At 76.0% G+C, this 18,206-nt stretch carries 19 protein-coding genes and 3 pseudogenes; 15 read left to right on the top strand and 7 right to left on the bottom strand.

What is annotated here, in order from left to right:
- Positions 1-4: 4 nt before the first annotated feature.
- A complete protein-coding gene (locus UK82_RS14190; protein WP_055407601.1) occupies positions 5-841 on the top strand; it encodes an LLM class flavin-dependent oxidoreductase in 837 nt (278 codons plus the stop codon).
- Between the two features lie 27 nt (positions 842-868).
- Here the strand turns inward: UK82_RS14190 and UK82_RS14195 are convergent, their stop codons facing one another.
- The 3 genes from UK82_RS14195 to UK82_RS14205 all read right to left on the bottom strand — a co-directional run.
- Positions 869-1,492 carry an HD domain-containing protein gene (locus UK82_RS14195; RefSeq protein ID WP_044883297.1) on the bottom strand — a complete coding sequence of 208 codons (624 nt, stop codon included), beginning with the start codon at positions 1,490-1,492 and terminating at the stop codon, positions 869-871.
- Positions 1,493-1,530: 38 nt separating this feature from the next.
- Positions 1,531-2,181 carry a DsbA family oxidoreductase gene (locus tag UK82_RS14200; RefSeq protein ID WP_044883157.1) on the bottom strand — a complete coding sequence of 217 codons (651 nt, stop codon included), beginning with the start codon at positions 2,179-2,181 and terminating at the stop codon, positions 1,531-1,533.
- A gap of 720 nt (positions 2,182-2,901) precedes the next feature.
- On the bottom strand, positions 2,902-3,636 hold a 735-nt coding region (locus UK82_RS14205), incomplete at its 5' end, for a hypothetical protein (protein WP_236705916.1).
- A 507-nt stretch (positions 3,637-4,143) separates the two neighbouring features.
- Here UK82_RS14205 and UK82_RS34360 point away from each other — a divergent pair.
- Positions 4,144-5,313: a toll/interleukin-1 receptor domain-containing protein gene (locus UK82_RS34360; RefSeq protein ID WP_063897488.1), complete on the top strand. Its 1,170-nt coding sequence runs from the start codon at positions 4,144-4,146 to the stop codon at positions 5,311-5,313.
- A gap of 43 nt (positions 5,314-5,356) precedes the next feature.
- On the opposite strand, the gene tatA is transcribed toward UK82_RS34360, so the two are convergent.
- A complete protein-coding gene (gene tatA / locus UK82_RS14215; RefSeq protein ID WP_063870309.1) occupies positions 5,357-5,701 on the bottom strand; it encodes a Sec-independent protein translocase subunit TatA in 345 nt (114 codons plus the stop codon).
- A 261-nt stretch (positions 5,702-5,962) separates the two neighbouring features.
- On the opposite strand from tatA, the gene UK82_RS14220 reads away from it, so the two are divergent.
- On the top strand, positions 5,963-6,244 hold the full coding sequence (locus UK82_RS14220; RefSeq protein WP_044883160.1) for a GlsB/YeaQ/YmgE family stress response membrane protein: 282 nt from the start codon (positions 5,963-5,965) through the stop codon (positions 6,242-6,244).
- Positions 6,245-6,364: 120 nt separating this feature from the next.
- Here the strand turns inward: UK82_RS14220 and UK82_RS14225 are convergent, their stop codons facing one another.
- Complete coding sequence (locus UK82_RS14225) at positions 6,365-7,246, bottom strand: TIGR03620 family F420-dependent LLM class oxidoreductase (RefSeq protein ID WP_055407659.1); 882 nt, start codon at positions 7,244-7,246, stop codon at positions 6,365-6,367.
- A 585-nt stretch (positions 7,247-7,831) separates the two neighbouring features.
- Between UK82_RS14225 and UK82_RS14230 the strand changes: the two genes are divergently transcribed.
- The 11 genes and pseudogenes from UK82_RS14230 (at position 7,832) to UK82_RS14275 (ending at position 15,212) form a co-directional block, all read left to right on the top strand.
- On the top strand, positions 7,832-8,317 hold the full coding sequence (locus UK82_RS14230) for a CrcB family protein (RefSeq protein WP_055407661.1): 486 nt from the start codon (positions 7,832-7,834) through the stop codon (positions 8,315-8,317).
- Positions 8,314-8,688 carry a CrcB family protein gene (locus UK82_RS14235; protein ID WP_044883300.1) on the top strand — a complete coding sequence of 125 codons (375 nt, stop codon included), beginning with the start codon at positions 8,314-8,316 and terminating at the stop codon, positions 8,686-8,688. The genes UK82_RS14230 and UK82_RS14235 overlap by 4 nt, the downstream gene beginning before the upstream one ends.
- A 312-nt stretch (positions 8,689-9,000) precedes the next feature.
- On the top strand, positions 9,001-9,642 hold the full coding sequence (locus tag UK82_RS14240) for a DUF2599 domain-containing protein (RefSeq protein ID WP_236705918.1): 642 nt from the start codon (positions 9,001-9,003) through the stop codon (positions 9,640-9,642).
- Positions 9,643-9,748: 106 nt separating this feature from the next.
- Positions 9,749-10,660, top strand: a complete 912-nt coding sequence (locus tag UK82_RS14245) for a sigma-70 family RNA polymerase sigma factor (protein WP_044883162.1) — start codon at positions 9,749-9,751, stop codon at positions 10,658-10,660.
- Between the two features lie 125 nt (positions 10,661-10,785).
- Positions 10,786-11,334: pseudogene (locus UK82_RS32780) on the top strand (SigE family RNA polymerase sigma factor); the annotation flags it as partial.
- A gap of 1,141 nt (positions 11,335-12,475) precedes the next feature.
- On the top strand, positions 12,476-13,078 hold the full coding sequence (locus tag UK82_RS14260) for a TetR/AcrR family transcriptional regulator (RefSeq protein WP_173667283.1): 603 nt from the start codon (positions 12,476-12,478) through the stop codon (positions 13,076-13,078).
- Positions 13,079-13,100: 22 nt separating this feature from the next.
- The gene (locus UK82_RS14265) at positions 13,101-13,835 is read left to right on the top strand and encodes a DUF4865 family protein (RefSeq protein WP_055407607.1); all 735 of its coding nucleotides are present in this window, start codon (positions 13,101-13,103) and stop codon (positions 13,833-13,835) included.
- A 63-nt stretch (positions 13,836-13,898) separates the two neighbouring features.
- A pseudogene (locus UK82_RS42735) lies at positions 13,899-14,051 on the top strand (SAM-dependent methyltransferase); the annotation flags it as partial.
- Between the two features lies 1 nt (position 14,052).
- Positions 14,053-14,564, top strand: a pseudogene (locus UK82_RS14270) (class I SAM-dependent methyltransferase); the annotation flags it as partial.
- Between the two features lie 164 nt (positions 14,565-14,728).
- On the top strand, positions 14,729-14,899 hold the full coding sequence (locus tag UK82_RS33660; RefSeq protein WP_236705919.1) for a hypothetical protein: 171 nt from the start codon (positions 14,729-14,731) through the stop codon (positions 14,897-14,899).
- Positions 14,900-14,915: 16 nt separating this feature from the next.
- Complete coding sequence (locus UK82_RS14275) at positions 14,916-15,212, top strand: SAM-dependent methyltransferase (RefSeq protein WP_063897489.1); 297 nt, start codon at positions 14,916-14,918, stop codon at positions 15,210-15,212.
- 50 nt (positions 15,213-15,262) lie between these two features.
- On the opposite strand, the gene UK82_RS14280 is transcribed toward UK82_RS14275, so the two are convergent.
- On the bottom strand, positions 15,263-16,045 hold the full coding sequence (locus tag UK82_RS14280) for a class I SAM-dependent methyltransferase (RefSeq protein WP_055407611.1): 783 nt from the start codon (positions 16,043-16,045) through the stop codon (positions 15,263-15,265).
- Between the two features lie 551 nt (positions 16,046-16,596).
- On the opposite strand from UK82_RS14280, the gene UK82_RS37710 reads away from it, so the two are divergent.
- Positions 16,597-16,902, top strand: a complete 306-nt coding sequence (locus tag UK82_RS37710; RefSeq protein WP_236705926.1) for a helix-turn-helix transcriptional regulator — start codon at positions 16,597-16,599, stop codon at positions 16,900-16,902.
- On the opposite strand, the gene UK82_RS14290 is transcribed toward UK82_RS37710, so the two are convergent.
- Entirely contained in the window at positions 16,869-18,191 is a 1,323-nt protein-coding gene (locus tag UK82_RS14290; protein WP_044883168.1) for a lipase, read from the bottom strand. The genes UK82_RS37710 and UK82_RS14290 overlap by 34 nt on opposite strands.
- Between the last annotated feature and the right edge of the window lie 15 nt (positions 18,192-18,206).

An 18,206-nucleotide genomic window follows, 5' to 3' on the forward strand; every position in this document is an offset into this window, starting at 1 on the left:
CATCATGGACCTCGGTCTCGGCCTGCCCATCAGTGACCCCGCCCGCCTGCTCGACTGGGCCGTCCGCGCGCAGGCGGCCGGTTTCGACTCCCTGGCGCTGCTCGACCGGCTTACCTTCGACAATCCCGAGCCGCTCGTCGCGCTGGCCACCCTTGCCGGTGCCACCACCAGCATCCGGCTGCAGACCGAGGTCCTGCTCGGCCCGCTGCGGGCCACCGCGCTGCTGGCCAAGCAGGTCGCCACCGTCGACCGCATGTCCGGCGGCCGGTTCGTCCTCGGGGTCGGCATCGGCGGCCGCGCCGACGACCACGCCGCGGCGGGGACACCGATGCACCACCGCGGGCGGACCCTCGACGACCAGCTCGTCGCGCTGCGCGCGATCTGGGCCGGGCAGCCCCACCGCGGCGCCCCGATCGGCCCGCGCCCGGCGACACCGGGTGGCCCGCCGATCCTCGTCGGCGGGTTCGCCCCGGCGGCGCTGCGCCGCGCCGCGCGCCACGGCGACGGTTTCGTCTGCGCGGCGCCGCTGGCCTGGGCCGGGCCCCTGGTCCGCGCGGTGGGCGAGCAGTGGGCCGCCGCCGGGCGCGACGGGCGGCCGCGGCTGGTCTGCCAGGTCAATGTGGCCGTCGGCGGGCCGGCCACGCTCACCCGTGCCCGCCGGGCCATCGCGGACTACTACGCCTTCACCGGACGGCCGGGGTGGGGCGAGCCGCTGCACGACCCTGCCGAGATCGTCGACACGGTCGCCGCCTACGCCGCGTTCGGCGCCGACGAGCTGGTGCTCTACTGCTACGCCGACGACCCCGCGCAGGTCGACACCCTCGCCGCCCTCGTGCGCTGAACCCGCCGACGGTCGGTGAAGCGCCGGTCAGCCGCCGCGGACGGTCATGCCGTGGCGGGCGGCGAGGGCGGCGAGGTCCGGGACACCGAACTCGGCGGTCAGCTCGTCGAACCGGGCCACCTTGTCCGCGCCGAAGCGGCGGACGTAGCCGCGGTAGGCCTCCACGGTCAGGAAACTCGACGGGTTGCTCTTCGAGTGGAACTTGTCGGCGTACATGACCAGCCGTTCCTCGACGGTCTGCGCGACGTAGTCCCCCGGCGGCAGCGGCAGATCACCGGCGGCGATGTCGGCGCGGGTCAGCCCGACGCCGGTGTGGCAGGAGGCGAACCGGCAGACGGTCTCGGGCAGCCCGTCGGCGGCGAGCAGCTCATGGCCGAGCACCCCGTGGCGCAGGTACTGGGCGTGATCGAGCTGGCCGGCGTCGTCGTAGAGGCGGTAGACGCCGATGTCGTGCAGCAGCGCCCCGGTGCGCACCAGCCCGGCATCGGCCTGCGGCGCGGCGCCCGCGGCCAGCAGCCCGGCGGCGAGGTCCCACACGATGCGGCAGTGGGTGTGCACGAGGGTGAACGCCGGCTGCGACGGTGCATGTCGGCGGTGCAGCTCGTCGGCGTCCACGGCGACGTCCCACGAGGGCTCCGGCACGATGACCACGCCAGAACCGTACCGGAGCGCCGGGGGCGACGGATCGGTCAGGCCACCCGTTGGGCGCGCCGCGCCCACGCCTGGTCGAGGGTGCGGGCGAACAGGTCCGCCGGGCGCGCCCCGGACACCGCCAGGGTGCGGTCGACGACGAAGAACGGCACCCCGGTGACGCGCATGTCGTGGGCGGCGCGCTCGTCGGCGAACACCCGCTCGGCGTAGTCGTCGCCGGCCAGGACCCGGCGCACCTCGGCGGCGGGCAGACCGGCGGCGGTGAACACCTCGACGGCGACGTCGTGGTCGAACACGTCGCGGCCGGCCCCGAAATGCGCCTGGTTGAGCGCGCTGACCGCCTCGGCCTGCCGGCCCGCCTCGCCGGCCAGATGCAACACCCGGTGCAGGTCGAAGGTGTTGCCGTTGCGCCGGTCGGACCGGTAGGCCAGCCCCTCCTGGCGGGCGGCGTCGGCGACACGGTGCTCCATGCCCTCGATCTCGGCCGCCGGTACGTCGCTGAACTTGCGGGCCAGCGCGACGAGCAGCGACTCGGACCGGCCCCGGGGCAGGGTCGGGTTCAGCTCGTAGGAGTGGAAGCGCACCTGCACCTCGTCGCGGTGGGCGAACGTGGCGAGCGCCCGGTCGAACCGGGCCTTGCCGACGTAGCACCACGGGCAGACGACGTCACTCCAGATGTCCACACGCACGGCGGATCACCATCCTCTTCTCACCGCTTCTCGTCCGCGGCTCCCAGGCTCCGACGATCGGCGCACCGCAGCACGGCGGACCCTCGGCGTCGCCACCGGTTCGAGTGAACACCACCGGTGCTGCACCGCGGCCTGCCCGCTGCTGATGAACCGCGCACACCGCCCGCGGGAACCCGCGCCGAATGTCGCCGGACGCCGCTGCCCCGCCCCGGCCCGGCCCGGGCCGCCTTCGGGCCGAAGTGCGACGCGGACAGCGTTGGCAGCCCTGCAAGGTGAACGGCCGGTGGCGGCATGGTCCGTGCTGTGTGCGGCGGCGTCCGGATCGGCACGTATCGGCGGGGTGAGCGCCGCCGGACGCGGCACCGACACCCGGCACGGCCGGCGCCCGCAGGGGCGGCGCCGCCTTCGGGCCGGCGTGACGGCGCAGGTCAGCCCGGAGGCGGCGGGCCGCGGACGGCGGGTGCGTGCTGAACCGCCGCCGCCCGCACCCGCCGTGGCGCCCGTGCCGCCGACCGCGGCGGGAATCGGCTGCCGCCCGGCGACGACCGCCGATTCCCGCGCCTATGGCAGTGCATATGCGTCGTATTTCCGGCCGGTCTGCCGGCGCTCGCACCGCTGGCGGACGCCCCGCCCGGCCGCCGGGACGCCGCCCGCCGGCGTGGGTGCGCGGCGCGCGGGGCCGGTTCACCCTTGCCACCCCGGACCGGGAGCCACATCCGGTCACCCCCCGGCGGCGCACGCCCCCCGCACCGGGACGGCGCCCCGCAGCTCGCCCGGTCCGCCGCCGGCGCCCGTCGACGGTGCCGGTCCGGCCTGCGTCGGCTGCGCGGCGTCCGATTGCGCGGCGTCCGGCCGCGTCGAGTCCGGCTGCGTCGATTTCGGCTGCGTCGAGTCCGAGGTGGCGGTGAGCGCGGCGACGGCGTGTCGCATCTGCTGGTGGGAGTCGAGGTGGCGACCCGCGGACTGGTGGTAGGCGCGGTGCAGCGGGTACGCCGGGCGCCGCGGGGCGGCCCCGGCCCGCCGCTCGACGTCGTCGATGAGTCGTTCACAGTCGTCGAGGAACGCCAGCGCGTCCCGCGGCCACGGCCGCCCCGCGCGTCCCCGCGCCGTGGCGAGCGCGCTGACGTACCCCCGGCGGCACAGGTTGTAGAGGCTGTCGTCGGGAAACATCATCATCTGCCAGGCCATCGCCTGGTGCAGCTCGCGCTCGGACGCCGTCTGCGCCGTGGGTGCGAAAAGCCACCGGCGCACCTGCCCGGCCAGCCGCACGCCGGTCTCATCGCCGTGTCGCGGTGGACCGGTGAACGTGCAGTCCTTCGCGAAAGGGAAAGCAGCCTGATACAGCTCGGCACATTCTTCCAGGACTTTCGCCCGCGCATCACCGGGAACGCCCAGGACGATGTGAGCGTCCAGATACGCCCAGCGCAGCGAGGTCCCGGACGTCTCGCCACTGAANGCCCGCAGGACACGTCGCGACAGGGTCCGCGCGGACACGGAGTGGAATTCGCGACGTGATTCGTCGGCGGGGTCGCCGGCCTGGAGGTGGCGGGCTATCCTGCCCGCGGTCACCGGGAACCGCTGCTGCAGCTCGTAGCGAAAGCGCAGGACAGCGTCGTGGCCAGGGTCCGTGACCGCGCGCGGGGGCTTCTGCGAAACACCCGACATGGTTCCTTCTCTCCATACTTTTCCAGATGCGACGACAGCCGTCGCATTGATGCGACGCGGATGTCTCGACCGTCGGCGGGATGCGACCTTCCCGTCGCATTCCCGGCGCCATCTCGACTGTTTGTCCGTCCGTGTCGACGGGGCATCCTGCCACCCATTCGCGAAGCTTGTCAGCTAGGGTCTGCAAAACACGGAATGGCACGCTGGTGCCAGCCGCGGGAGTACCCGCCGACCCGCCCGAGCGCGGCGCCGGGGGCGGAACTCCAGCACGATTCACGACCTTCGAAGGAGCAGGCATTGACGACGCCGCGAACCCGCCAGGCGCGGTGGTGGGAGACGGCCCGTGCGACCACCGCACAGCCCATCGGCCGCCTCGCGCCCGCAGCGGTCGCCGCCCTCGACCCGGCGACGGACCCCGCACCGGCCCAGGACCCGGCCGCGGGAGATCCGGCCGCGGGAGACTCGGCCGCGGGAGACTCGGCCGCCGGCGATCCGGCCGGGCGCGACGATGATCCGCCCTCACCGTGGCCCGCGCCCCGCGTTCCGGCGGACCCGCCCCTCGCCGTGCCTCTCCCGACCCCCGCCGCGCTGTGGGGCGACGTCGCCGGCGGGCCGCGCCGACTCCGAAAGACGATCTTCGTCTCCTATGTCCGGCCGGACCTGGCGTGGGCGCAGTGGATCGCCTGGCAGTTGGAGGAGGCCGGCTACCCGACGCTGATCGAGGCGTGGGACTTCGGCGCGGGCACCCACCCGGTCGACCGGCTGCACCAGGCCGCCACCGACGCCCTGCCGACCCTCGCCGTGCTCTCGACCGCCTACCTGGCCTGCAGCGACGCCCGGGCGCAGTGGCAGAGCGCCTGGCGTCACGAGGCCGCGGGCCGCAGGGGTGCGCTGCTGATCGTCCGGGTCGAGGACTGTGTGCGGCCGGGGCTGCTGGGCCAGCTCGGCACCGTCGACCTGTTCGCCCTCGACCGCGACACCGCCCGCAGGCGACTGCTCGCCGCCGTGCGCGGCCGCCGCGCCAAGCCCGCCGTCGAACCGCCCTACCCCGGGCTGCGCGGCGCGGCGGCGGACTGCGGCGGCGACGGGCGGGGCGGCCCGCTGGCGACGGCGGATCGCCCGCCGTCACCGGCCTGGGTCCGGGAGGAGTTACGTAACGCCGAGGCACTGCTCGCCCAGGGCCGGCCCGGTCAGTCCGCCCACCGGTTCACCGCGATCGCCGAGCGGCTCGCCGCGGCCGGGCCGGTCGACGATCCGCAGTGGTTCACCGCCCGGTTCGGGCTCCTACGCGCCCGCGACCGCCAGGGCGACGCCCTCGATCGGGGCGAGCAGGCCGAGGCGGCGGACCGGTGCGCGCGACTGGCCGAGGCGGCGCGGGCGGTGCTGGGCGAGCGCCACGAGCTCGTGCACAGCCTGCTCGCCTACCAGCAGGCCAGGATGCGGCACGCCCCCCGGCGGCAGCCGTGAGCGTGACGGCCGTGAGCGTGACGGCCGCTCGCGGCGGCGCGGCTCAGCGCGACCCGGCGGGTCGGCCGTCCACCGCGCTGTCCGCGGTCGAAGCCGGCCCGGCGACCGCTGCGGCGGCGCCGGAAGCGGCCGGGGACGGCGGGGCGGGGGCCACCGCGGCGGCGTCGACGGGCGAGACCGGCGTCGTCACGGCCGGCACGGCGGGGGCCGCGGCAGCCGGGGCCGGGTCGTCGTCGTCGTGCAGGCCCTTGATCTCGGACTTGAAGATCCGCAGCGAGCGGCCCAGGGAGCGGGCGGCGTCGGGGAGCTTCTTCGCCCCGAACAGCACCACGACGACGACGATGATGATGAGCAGCTCAGGCGTACCGATGTCACCCACGAAAACCATCCTACGGACGGGGTCGGACCCACCGCCGGCCTCAAGAGCATGCTACGGCCGGCCGCGCCGCCGCGGCGACGGGCGGGGCATCCGGCCGTCCGGGCGGTGTCCCACCCGCCGCCACGGGCCCCACCCGCCGCCGGTGCCCTGTCGCCCGCCCGACGGGCGAGGTGATGTTTGACGAAGTGTGGGCGGCGGGTACATCGCGGTCGATCTCATCGCCGATCATCGGCAACCCCGCCGCTGATCCTCACCTGTCGGAGGCCCGCTGTGCTCTGGACCCTCATCACCTGGGTGGTACTTGGTCTCATCGCGGGGGCCGTGGCCCGCCTGCTGGTGCCCGGACCCGATCCGATGAGCATCCCCGCCACGATCCTGCTGGGCGTCGTCGGCTCGTTCGTCGGCGGTTTCCTCGGCTACGTCCTGTTCGACAAGGACTTCGGCGAAGGGGCGCTGCAGCCCTCGGGCATCGTCGGGTCCATCCTCGGCGCCATCGTCGTGCTGCTGGTCTGGCGGGCGGTGGGCGGACGCCGCCACGCGCTGCACCGCTGACCCCCCGCACCCGGCGACCCGCCGCATCTGCGCCGACCCGCCGCGCCCCGGCCACGACATCAGGCCCGCCACCCCGCTGCCGGGGTGGCGGGCCGCGTCGGTTCAGGCGGGCCGCGCGGATCAGAGCAGTTCGGCGGCCAGGGCGCGCCATTCCTCGACGGTGGGACGGCCCGTGCGGGTGACCAGGTCGACGTCGGCGGAGATGACCTGCACGGCGACGTGGTCGGCGCCGGCGTCGAGATGGTCGCGCACACGCTGCGCGGCCTGCGCGGGGGTGCCCCAGGCATAGAGGGCGTCGACGAGCCGGTCGCTGCCCGACCCGGCGACGTCGTCGGCGTCGAAGCCCAGCGCCTGCAGGTTGGCGACGTAGTTGGGCATGGCGAGGTAGTAGCGCAGGTTCGACCGGGCCCGCTCGCGGGCATCGCCGGGATCGGTGGCCAGCACGACCTTCTGGTCGGGGGCGAGCAGGACGCCGTCGCCGAGTGTCGCGCGGGCGGCGACGGTGTACTCGGGGGTGACCAGGTAGGGATGGGCGCCGCGGGCGCGGCGCGCGGACAGCTCGAGCGCCCGGGGTCGCAGCGCGGCGAGCACCCGCGCCTGGGCCGGCACCGGGTCGTCGGCACCGTCCAGCCCGTCGAGGAACTGCCCGAGGTGGGCCAGCGGCCGGGTGTACTGGCGGCCGAGTCCCTCCACGACCCGGGCGTGGCTGATACCGAGTCCGAGCAGGAACCGGTCCGGGTACGCGGCGTCGAGGCGGTGGTAGGCGGCGGCGAGCGGGGCCGGCTCGGTCGTCCACACGTTGACGATCCCGGTGGCCACGGCCAGCCGGCTGCTGGCGGCGAGGATCTGTTCGGGCAGGGCCAGGTCTGCCGGGGCGGCGCCGATCCACAGCGCGCCGTAGCCGAGGGTGTCCAGCTCCGCGGTCGCCGCGGCGACGGCGTCCGGTTCGGTCCAGGCGAACGACGGCGACCACACGCCCACCCGTCCCAACAGCACCGCCATGACGGTCCTCCTCACCTCCGCGCCGCTGCCGGCGCCGGCCCCGGGCCCTCGCGCGGCCCGGACACCCCTCACGGTGTGTTCGATGGTCACCGAACACGCTCCGTCTAGTGTACGACGGCGATCGAACAGAGCGGGCGGGGTGCCCACCGCCACCTCCGTCGCCCACCGCGCCTCCCCGTCACCGTTCGCATCCCTGTCACCGTTCGCCCTGTGTCGGCCCGCCGGCGGCTGGTGGCGCGGGCGGGCGGCATCCGGACCGCCGGGGCCGGCAGGCGGGCCGTCCGTCGGCCGGTAGAGTCGCGTGCGGACGGTGCCCGCCCTGCGGCCGCCGGCGGCGGTGGGGCCCGCCGTAGTCGAACCGCGGCAGCGCGCCGCCAACGGTCCCTGCGTGTCCACGGCTGCGCCCGACCCCGCCGGTCGGGCGCCCACGCAGGGAGGAACCTGATGACCGAGCGGCCCGCACCGCAGCGCACACCCCCCGCGCGGCCCGGCACCCCCACCGATCCCGAGGCCGTGACCGATCCCGGGGTCTCGGCCAGTCCGGGAACCGCGACCGGTCCGGGAACCGCGACCGATCCCGGGGCCGTGGCCGATCCCGGGGTTGCTACTGCCGCGACCGATCCCGACGTCGACCTGCACCTGCCGGCCCAGCGCGCCGAACTACGCACCCGCCCGGTGCCGCTGCTGGGGGCGATCGCCGCCGGCGGCGCCCTGGGCGCCTGCGCCCGCTACGCCGCGGCGCTGGCCTGGCCGACCCCGCCCGGCGCGTTCGGCTGGACCACCATGGCGGTCAACGCCGTCGGCTGCGCGGCGATCGGCGTGCTCATGGCCCTGCTGGCCGCCGGCCGCCTCGCCCACCCGCTGGCCCGCCCATTCCTCGGCACCGGGATCCTCGGCGGGTTCACCACCTTCTCCACCTACGCCGTCGGCGTCGAAGGGCTCCTCGACGACGGTCGGCCGCGTGCGGCCCTGGCCGCCCTGGCGCTGACTCCGACCGTGGCACTCGCCGCGGTGTGGGCGGCCACGGCCGCGACCCGCCGGCTGCTGGCGCCCGGGCGGCGACGGCGGTGAGCTGGCTGCTGGTGATCCTCGGCGCGGCGGTGGGCGCCCCGCTGCGCTACCTCACCGACCGGGCCGTGCAGGCCCGCCACGACAGCCCGCTGCCCTGGGGCACGATCACGGTGAACACCACGGCCAGCGCCGTGCTCGGCCTGGTCACCGGCGCGGTCGCCGCCGGCGCCGCCTCGACCCGGGTGACGCTGCTGGTCGGCACCGGGCTGTGCGGGGCGCTGAGCACCTACTCGACGCTGTCCTACGAGGTCCTGCGCCTGGTCGAGAGCGGTCGCCGCCGTCTCGCCGCCCTCACCGTCGCCGCCAGCCTGCTCGCCGGGGTCGGCGCCGCCGCGGCCGGCGTGGCCCTCGCCCGCGCCCTGTGGGGTTGACCGCACCTGCCACAGCGGACAGATCCCCCACCCGCGGTCCCGACCGCGCATCCGCCATCCGCCGGGCCGGGTCGCTCGCGCCCCGCGACCCCGCCCGGACCTACCCTTCTGCCCGTGCAGACGCCGACCCCCTTTCGCCGTGCCGCCGCCCGGCCCGCCACCTGCGTCCCGCCGACCCCGCAGCACCGTCCGCACCACCGTCCGCCCCGCCACCCGGCCGCCCACACCGGACACCACCCCCAGTGCCGCCCCGGACGGCGTCCGCACTGCCACCCGGGACGCCGCGGGCGGCGCCGGCCGCTGCTCACGCCGGTGACCCTGGCCGTGGCCGGGGTGCTGGTGAGCGGGTTGCTCGCCGGCTGCCATTCCGGCACCGGCGCCGACGGCCCCACCCGCGCGGACGCCGCGGCCCGCCCCGCCCCGGCGGTGACCACTCCCGCCCCGTCCACCCCCGCGCCCGCCGCGGCCCCCACGCGGCCCGCCGCCGCGGCGCCCGCGGCAGCGGCGCCGTACTGCGGGGCCAGCCGCTACGTCGAGGAGATCGTCGTCGAGCAGTGGGCCGACGGCCGGCTGCGGATCTCGGTGCGGCCCACCTCCGCCGCCCGCCACGCCGAGCGCCACGAGGCCACCGACGCGATCTGGACGGCCATCGGCGGCTGCGTGACCACGCTGCCCGCCCTCGGCCGCGACGTCACCGACAGCCTGCACGCCCAACTGGCCTGCCACCAGGACCTGGCCCTGATTCCCGCGCTGGGCGGCGGCCGGGGATACGCCACCGGCGACACCTACGACCTGGAGAGCTGGCGGCCGATGATGCGACCGAACTCGATGTCGACGTGGATCTCCACCCGCTGCGGCAACACCCTCGGCACCGACCCCACCGGCCCACCCGCCCGCGTCTTCCGGCCCGACGGCGTCGCCCCCCGGCACACCGTCGCCGGCGAACACGCCTGACCCGCGCGTCCGCCGGCCCGCGGCGCCACGACAGGCCGCCGAGGCGTCACGCCGGCGGCCTGTGATCCGTCAGGGTTGCGACACCCCGCGACGACGGAAGGCGATCATGGACGAGCAGGAACGAGACGGCGCCCAGGAGCTGCTCGCGGCCCGGTTCGAGGCGCATCGCGGCCAGCTGCGGGCGGTCGCCTACCGCATGCTCGGCTCGCTGACCGAGGCCGACGACGCGGTGCAGGAGGCATGGCTGCGCCTGAGCCGCGCCGACAGCGACGCCGTGACCAACCTCGGCGGCTGGCTGACGACCGTCGTCGGACGGGTGTGCCTGGACATGCTGCGTTCGCGCACCGCCCGGCGGGAGGATCCCCTCGACGACCTCGTCCGCCTGCCCGACCCGGTCGTCAGCCGCGCCGACGGCGTCGACCCCGCCCAGCAGGCGCTGATCGCCGACGCGGTCGGCCTGGCCCTGCTCGTGGTCCTGGAGACCCTCGGCCCGGCCGAACGGCTCGCGTTCGTGCTGCACGACATGTTCGCCGTCCCCTTCGACGACATCGCCCCGATCGTCGGGCGTTCCCCGGCGGCCACCCGCCAGCTCGCCAGCCGGGCCCGGCGCCGGGTGCAGGGCGCGCCCACCACGCCCGACGTGGACCTGGCCCGCCAGCGCGTCGTCGTCGACGCCTTCCTCGCTGCCGCCCGCGGCGGGGACTTCGACGCCCTCGTCGCCGTGCTCGACCCCGACGTGGTGCTGCGCGCCGACCGGGGCGCCGCCGGGATGGGGGCCGCGGGCTCCGGGCGGACCGTCGGGGCACGCGCCGTCGCCGCCCGGGCGATGACGTTCCGCCGCTTCGGCCGCGCCGCCCGCCCGGCGCTGGTCAACGGCACCGCCGGACTGGTGACGATGAGCGGTGGGCGGCCGTTCGCCGTCATGGGCTTCACGATCAGCGGCGGTCGCATCACCGAGATCGACATCCTCGCCGACCCCGACCGCCTGCGCACCCTGGACCTCGACCTGCTCGCCTGAGCCCGCCCCCGCCCACCCCCGCGGCGCGTGCTTCCGGCAGGTCGTCGGCAGGCCGGGTCGGAAAGTTCGAGAAGCCGGGCAACCTGGAGGCGGCCGCCGGCCTTTGTAGGGCGAGGGAGGTCGTGGTGCGCACAGACGAGGGCGACGACGGCGGGTTCACGGCGTACTTCACGCCGCGGGCCGGTGAGCTGTTGCGGTTCGCCTATCTGCTGACCGGCGACGCCGGCGAGGCGGAGGACCTGACCCAGACCACACTGACCCGCGTGTTCGTCGTCTGGCCGCGGGTCCGCGGCCACGACCGGCCCGACGCCTACGCCCGCCGGGTGATGGTCAACGCCAACACCCACCGGTTCCGTCGCCGGGTCCGCCACGTGCTCGTCGACGTGCCGCCGGAGCGTGCGGAACCGTCGGCGCAGCTCGCCGCCGTCGAGGACCGGGCGGGGCTGGCCGCGGCGCTCGCCATGCTGCCGCCGCGGCAGCGGGCCGTCGTCGTGCTGCGCTACTGCGAGGACCTGTCCGAGGCCGCGGTGGCCGCGCTGCTGCGCTGCTCGGTCGGCACGGTGAAAAGCCAGGCCGCGAAGGGCCTCGCCAAGCTACGCATCCACCCCGCGATCGCCGACCCCGCCGCCCCGCCGGCCCCGTCCCAGGTCCGACCCCCGGCGGGATCGGACACCCCTCGCTCCGCGCAAGGAGGCACCGTGAACGGAACCTCGTCCGGCAGTCCCGACGACGCGGTTGCCGACTGGTTGCGCGCGGCGGCCGGCCAGCTCGATGTCCGCACCCCGGCCGAGCTGCTGACCGTGGCGCGGGCCGCGGCGCCCGCCGCTCGCCGCCGCCGTCGCCTCGCCATCGCCGTCCCGGCCGGCGTCGCCGTCCTGGCCGCCGTCCTGGCCACCGTCGTGATCGGGGCCGGTGTCCTCGTCGGCGGCCAGGGGGACGGGCGGACGACGATCCTGCCCGCGGCCGGATTTCCCACCGTGGTCCGCGGCGCCGCGCCGGCAGTCCCCTCCGAGGTCCCCGCTGCCGCAGGCGGCCCGCCCCTGCACCTGCACTACGTCGACACCCCGCGCCTGCTGACCCTCACCGATGCCCAACGCCGCGAGGTCGACGCCCGCTGCGCGCCGCAGGCCCCGCGCCTGTTCGTCGCGGTCGCCGACCGGTGGGGCCTGCAGGTTCTCCTCGCCGGCGAGGACGGCGGGGGGATGTGCCGGACCGTCAACGGACCCGCCGCCGTCCCCGACCTCACCGCCGTCCCCGACCTCACCGGCATCAACGGCCCGATCCTCTGGTCAGGCGGTCGCCATGACCTGACGAAGCCGCCCACGAGGCCTGTCGAGGTGGTCAGCTCCGGCGACGACGGCTCCGGCAGGCTCGGCGAGTGGAACGCGCGGCGGTGGGCCGTCGGCCAGGTGTCCCCACAGGTCGCCCTGCTCGTCGCCGCGCTCCCGACCGGGGACGCCGTCGTGGTCCCCTTCGAGCCCTCGACCGGCGCGTTCATCACCCGCATCCAGGTCACGACCCCGGATCTCGCCCGGTACCAGGCCCTCGGCCAGATGCCGCTGACGCTCTACGCCTACAACTTCGCCGGCACTCTGCTCGCCCGCTCCACGGCCACCCCGTGCGGCCAGGTGCCGGTGTGCGGCACGGGGCCGGCGGCCCCGACCGCCGTACCCCTGCCCTCGCTGTCGTCCTGGCCGCCGGTGGCGCCGAGCTCGGGCACGGGCAGCCCGGTCGCCCCCGCGACCCCCGCCACTGGCTGAGGGCGCGGCGCAGGGTGGCGTCCCTCGGCCGACTCCTCTCTCTGTACCTACTGGTATGTACAGTGGTGGGGTGGATGCGGCGGAGCGGCTGATCGAGAGCACCCGGGTGCTGCTGTGGGAACGCGGGTACGTCGGGACGAGCCCGCGGGCGATCCAGGCGCACGCCGGGGTCGGGCAGGGCAGCATGTACCACCACTTCGACGGCAAGGCGGCGCTGGCACGGGCGGCGATCGAGCGGACCGCCGCCGAGCTGCGGGCGGCGGCCGACGCCCAGCTCGGCGCCGACGGCCCGGCGCTCGCCCGCATCGAGGCCTATCTGCGCCGCGAGCGGGACGTGCTGCGCGGTTGCCCGGTCGGCCGACTCACCCAGGACCCCGACGTGATGGCCGACGCCGAGCTGCGCCGCCCGGTCGAGCAGACGTTCACCTGGCTGCGCGCCCGCCTGGGCGCCGTGCTCGCCGAGGCCACGGCCGCCGGCGAGCTCGTCGGGCTCGACGCGGCGGCCACCGCCGCCACGATCGTCGCGGTGCTGCAGGGCGGGTACGTGCTGGCCCGCGCCGCCGGGCGTGAGGTGCCGTTCGTCCAGGCCGTCGACGGCCTGCTCGCCCTGCTCTCCACCCACGCCGCACCTGCTGCACCCGCCGCACCCGCCGGCTAGCGACCAGGACAGGACCCAGGACATGTACGCGATGCAGTACACGATCACCCTGCCCGCCGACTACGAGATGGCGATCATCCGCCGCCGGGTCGCCGACACCGGCCACGCCCTCGACGACCGGGCCGGGCTCGCGCTGAAGGCGTACGCGATCCGCGAGCGTGGCGTCGCGGGTGCCGCGGTGAACCAGTACGCCCCGTTCTACCTGTGGCACGACGCCGGGGCGATGGGCCGTTTCCTCGTCGGCGGTGGCGGCTTCGAGCGGATCATCGGCTCGTTCGGCCGTCCGGCGGTCGCGCACGGCACCGTCCTTGCCGCCGTCACCGGCTCGGCGTCGCAAACCGGCCTGACGTCGCAGGTCGACTCGGCATCGCAAACCGGGCCGGTGTCGCAAACCGGGCCGGCCCGTCCCAGGGACGGGGGCGCGTCGCCGCCGGCCGCCTCGGCCGCGTCGCCGACCGCCGCCTCGCGTCGGGTCAGTGCCCTGCCCGCCGACGCCGATACGCTCGACGACGGCTCGGGCTCGGGGCTCGCCGCCCACGTCGCCCGCGAGATCGACGCGCTCGCGGCCCTGGCCGGCCGCGCCGGCGTGCACACCGCCGCGCTCACCCTGGACCCCCGCCGCTGGGAGCTGACGCGGTTCGTGCTGTGGGCCGACGCCGCGGCCGCCGCCGGCGACGGCGAGGCCACCGAACGCTACGAGGTACTGCACGTGTCCGCGCCGGGCGCGGCACCGCTGCCCAGCGGCCGCGGCTGGTAGCCCGCCGGCCGATCCCCCGACCAGAGCCCGCGGCTGCACCCGGACTCACTACGATCATCGGCCATGGGTGAGGAGCCGGATCTGCGCGTGACCCGCGACGCCTACGACGGCGTCGCCGAACGCTACGCGCAGTTGTTCAGCCGCATGCTGGCCCAGCGTCCGCTGGACCGGGCGTTGCTGGGCGCGTTCGCCGAACTCGTCCTCGCCCACGCCACCNCCACCGGCGCGCCCGCCGCCGTCGCCGACCTCGGCTGCGGCCCCGGCCACATCACCGCGCACCTGCGCGAGCTCGGGGTGGACGCCTTCGGCATCGACCTGTCCCCGCAGATGATCATGCTGGCTCGCCGCGACCATCCCGGGCTGCGCTTCGAGGTGGGGAACATGCACCACCTCGCGCTCGCCGACGGCGCCCTCGGCGGCGCCGTCGCCTGGTATTCGATCATCCACACCCCACCGGCGCGGGTGCCGGCGCTGTTCGCCGAGTTCGCCCGGGTCCTCACCCCCGGCGGCCACCTGCTGCTGGCCTTCCAGGCCGCCGACGCCGGCGCCGAGGCACCCCAGCCGCATCCGCACCTGGTCACCCCGTCGCACCGCTGGTCGCCGGAGGCGATCGCCGGCCTGCTGCGCCCGGCCGGGTTCGTCGAGTCCGCCCGGCTGCTACGCGAGCCCGACGCGACCGAACGGCTCCCCAGCGCCGTCCTGCTCGCCCACCGCCCGCCGGCCTCCTGACCAGTCGCATCCCTGACCGGTCGGCTACCCCCTGACCGGCCGGGCATCCCTGACCGGCAGGTCCGCCGGGCCGCGCGGCGCAGCCCGACGACGTTCAGTGGTCGGATTTTCCCGACGCCTACGCGGCCAAGGTCCGCGCGGCGCTGCCCGATCTGCCGCCCGGCGTGGTCGCGCTGGCGCTGCGGGTGTGGGGTCGCATGCACGGCCTGGTGGCGCTGGAGAACCACGGCCACGTCCGCGCCGTGTCGAACAACCCCGCCGCCCTGTACCACGCCGACCTGATCGACCTCGTCGTCTCCCTCGGACTCACCCCGCCCGCGACCCCGTCGGCATGATCATCGGGTGGGGTTGATGCGCGATCGGCCGCCGACGCTGCGTCCCGAGACGCCAGGGTCGGACCGTCTCGACGCCGACCTGCGGTACCGGCGACGGCGACCCCGTCCTCGACGCTGCGCTGACAGCTACCGTCAGCGCGCCATCACCGCCCGGCTGCGCAGCCGCGCCGAGGCGGAGAGCCTGTTCACCGGGCTGGAGCTGCCCGACCCGGGGGTGGTGTTCGTCCACCGCTGGCGCCCCGACGCCGACGTGCCCGCCGGGCTCACCGACGCGGCGGTGAACATCTATGGCGGCCTGGCCCGCAAGGTCTGACCTGGCCCGCGAGGCCCAACCGGGCTCGAGGGGCCCGCCCGCTCGGGTGACTAGCCCGGCTCCTGCTCCCGGCGGGTCGCCACGACGGTGGTCGCGGGGAACTGGACGTGGATCTGCCCGTCGACGCGCCTCGGGGCGAATCCGGTGGCCGGGCCGCCGTCGAGTTCGGCGGCGAGGACGGCCAGGGCACCGTCGCGGTCGCCGGCGTCGGTCAGCATCTCCGCCACCGCGAACGGTGCGGTCGTCTCGGTGTCGTGGCGGCCCAGCGGGCCGACCGCGGCACGCAACAACGCGGCGAGCTCGTCGGCAAGCAGCACCCCGGCATGCGACGGGTCGATCGTGCGGTGCAGCTCGTCGAACGGCCCGCGCAGCCGCGCGTCGGGGGCGACGAGGTCGGCGACCACCACCCGCCCGCCGTGCCGGCAGACCCGGGCCATCTCGGCGACCGCGACCGCCGGATCGGCAAAGTGGTGCAACGCGGCGCGGCAGACGACCACGTCGAAGGAGCCGTCGAGGAACGGCAGCTCAGCGGCGTGGCCGTGCTGCAGCAGCACGTTGGCGATGCCGGCGGCGCGCAGGCGTTCGGCGGCCAGCCCGAGCAGCGCGGCGGTCAGGTCGACGCCGACGACCTGGCGCACCCGCGGCGCGGCCGCCTCGGCGACATGCCCGGCGCCGCAGGCGACATCGAGAACGATCATGGTCGGGTCGAGGGGTTCCAGCCAGGGCAGCGGCGCCGTGCGGCGCTCGGCGAACAGCGCGTCGTCCCCGGTGAACAGCCCGGTCTGCCGGGTGAAGGACCGGCGCACCGTCGCATCGTGATCGGTTGCATCCATACCGCCTATTTGTAGTGTGGTCTGCTATGACCGTCTGTGCGCGTCCGGTNGACAATCCGCCCGTTGCGGCCAGCGTCGTACTGACCGACCCGACCGCGGCCGACCGGATCCGGGCCGGCACCTACGCCTACGACGGCGAGCAGGTCAGCTCCGGCTGGCACGTCCACGACCTCGACCAGATCGAGTACGCCTGGCAGGGCACCGTCGAGGTCGAGACCGCCGCCGCCCACCACCTGCTCCCACCCCGGCACGCCCTGTGGATCCCGGCGGGCCTGGCCCACCGCACGACCCTGCGGCGGGTGCGCACGGTGTCGGTGTTCCTGGACCCCCAGATGATGGGCCTCGCGCCCGACCGGGCCCGGATCCTGCCCGCGGCGGCCCCGATCCGCGAGATGATCATGCACGCGGTGCGCTGGCCGATCAGCCGCCGCGCCGGCGACCCGCTCGCCGACACCTTCTTCACCGCCCTGTCCGGTCTGCTCGTCGAGGGACTCGACGCCGCGACCCCGCTGTGCCTGCCGACCAGCACCGACCCGATCGCCGCCGCCGCCATGCGCCACGCCGAGGGCCACCCGCACGCCGCCACGATCGGCGCGGTCTGCCGGGCGGTGGGCGTCTCCGAACGCACCCTGCGCCGGCGTTTCGCCGCCTCCACCGGCCTGACCTGGCGCCAGTACCTGCTGCACAGCCGGATGGCCCGGGCGGCGGCGCTGCTGAGCGAACCCGGGCCCACCGTGCTCGACGTCGCGATCGCCGTCGGTTTCGACAGCGCCAGCGCCTTCACCCGCGCCTTCCGTCAGCACACCGGCGATACCCCGACGGCCTACCGCCGGCGGGTGGCGTCGGCGGTGGGCTGAGGATCCCGGCCGACGACACGCACCTGCGGGTAGGCCCGGCTCGGCCCGCCGAGCAGCGGCTGCGTCCGCCCGCACAGCCAGCGTTCGACGAACGCCCCGACGTAGGCGCGGGTGATCGCCAGCGCCTGCCGTCCGGTCAACGTCTGCCCCGGCGCCGGGGCAGACGGGGCCGCGGCGGCGGGCAGCGGGATCTGGTCGGCGAGGACGGGATCGTCGGTGAAGCTGAAGTGGTCGGCGCCGTCGACGTCGAGCCACAGCCGCGGCGGGCCCAGGTGCGCCCATGCCTGCGCCCAGCTCGGATCGTCGTCCCCCGCCGTCACGCCACTCGTCGGCGCCGTGCCGTTTTTCGCCGCCGTGCCCTCCCCCGCTGCCGGGGTACTGCCGGGATGGTCCGCCGTCGCGCCGAACAGCAGGAACGCCCGCCCGCCGAACCCGCCGGCACCGACCGGCTCGCCGAGGGTGCCGTCCATGTCGACCCCGGCGCGCACCCGCCGGTCGTGCAGCAGCAGCGACGCCGCCGCCGACCCGCCGAGGGAGTGCCCGACCGCGGCGACGCGCGCCGGGTCGATGAGCTGCGCGCCGCGCCACGCCGGGTGCGCCCCGGTGAGGCTGTCCAGGACGAAGGACAGGTCGGCGGCGCGCCCGCGGCTGGCGGCGCCGAAGTCGGCGTCGGTGCGCATCCGGTCGCACGCCACGCAGGTCAGCATCCGCCCGCCGGGGAACGCCGTGCCGACCGACTCGTAGGCGTGGTCGACGGTCGCGGCGACCAGTCCGCGGCTGGCGAGGTCCTCGGCGAGCCCGGTCAGCGAGCGGCGCCCCACCCCCAGGCCCGGGGACAGCAGCACCAGCGCCCGGCGCCCGGGCAGCGGTCGCGCCCCGACGCGGCTGGCGATGTGCGTGTCGGCCAGCGCCTGCACGGGCAGGGTGTCGGCCAGGCCGAGCGCGGCCAGGTAGCGGCGGATCTCCTCGACCGTGGCGTAGCGGGCCGGGGTGCCGGTGGCGGCCTGCGCCGGGTAGTAGACGTCGACCATCAGCTCGCGGGCGACGCCGGGCACCCACGGGTCACGCCGGTGGCGGTCGACCAGGTGCAGCGTGTCCCGGCCGACCGCGAGGGGCCCGGTGGGGCGGGGCAGGGACAGCCCCGCCACCGGCGCCGTTCCCTGCCTTGGCACCGTTCCCTGCGGGGACGCCGTTCCCTGCGGGGGCGCAGCCGCCGCGGCGCTGCCGGCGCCGGCGACGGGGAGCAGAAGGATCGCTGCGGCGAGGGACACCGCGCGGAGGATTGCCATCACTGCTCGCACTCT

Source organism: Frankia sp. ACN1ag, from assembly GCF_001414035.1.
Taxonomy (GTDB): domain Bacteria; phylum Actinomycetota; class Actinomycetes; order Frankiales; family Frankiaceae; genus Frankia; species Frankia torreyi.

Coding starts and splice junctions, on each gene's coding strand:
- UK82_RS14290 (WP_044883168.1), bottom strand. CDS start 18,191: ATGGCAATCCTCCGCGCGGTGTCCCTCGCCGCAGCGATCCTTCTGCTC.
- UK82_RS37710 (WP_236705926.1), top strand. CDS start 16,597: ATGCGCCACGCCGAGGGCCACCCGCACGCCGCCACGATCGGCGCGGTC.
- UK82_RS14190 (WP_055407601.1), top strand. CDS start 5: ATGGACCTCGGTCTCGGCCTGCCCATCAGTGACCCCGCCCGCCTGCTC.
- UK82_RS14275 (WP_063897489.1), top strand. CDS start 14,916: ATGCGCGATCGGCCGCCGACGCTGCGTCCCGAGACGCCAGGGTCGGAC.
- tatA (WP_063870309.1), bottom strand. CDS start 5,701: ATGGTTTTCGTGGGTGACATCGGTACGCCTGAGCTGCTCATCATCATC.
- UK82_RS14225 (WP_055407659.1), bottom strand. CDS start 7,246: ATGGCGGTGCTGTTGGGACGGGTGGGCGTGTGGTCGCCGTCGTTCGCC.
- UK82_RS14265 (WP_055407607.1), top strand. CDS start 13,101: ATGTACGCGATGCAGTACACGATCACCCTGCCCGCCGACTACGAGATG.
- UK82_RS14245 (WP_044883162.1), top strand. CDS start 9,749: ATGGACGAGCAGGAACGAGACGGCGCCCAGGAGCTGCTCGCGGCCCGG.
- UK82_RS14260 (WP_173667283.1), top strand. CDS start 12,476: ATGTACAGTGGTGGGGTGGATGCGGCGGAGCGGCTGATCGAGAGCACC.
- UK82_RS14280 (WP_055407611.1), bottom strand. CDS start 16,045: ATGGATGCAACCGATCACGATGCGACGGTGCGCCGGTCCTTCACCCGG.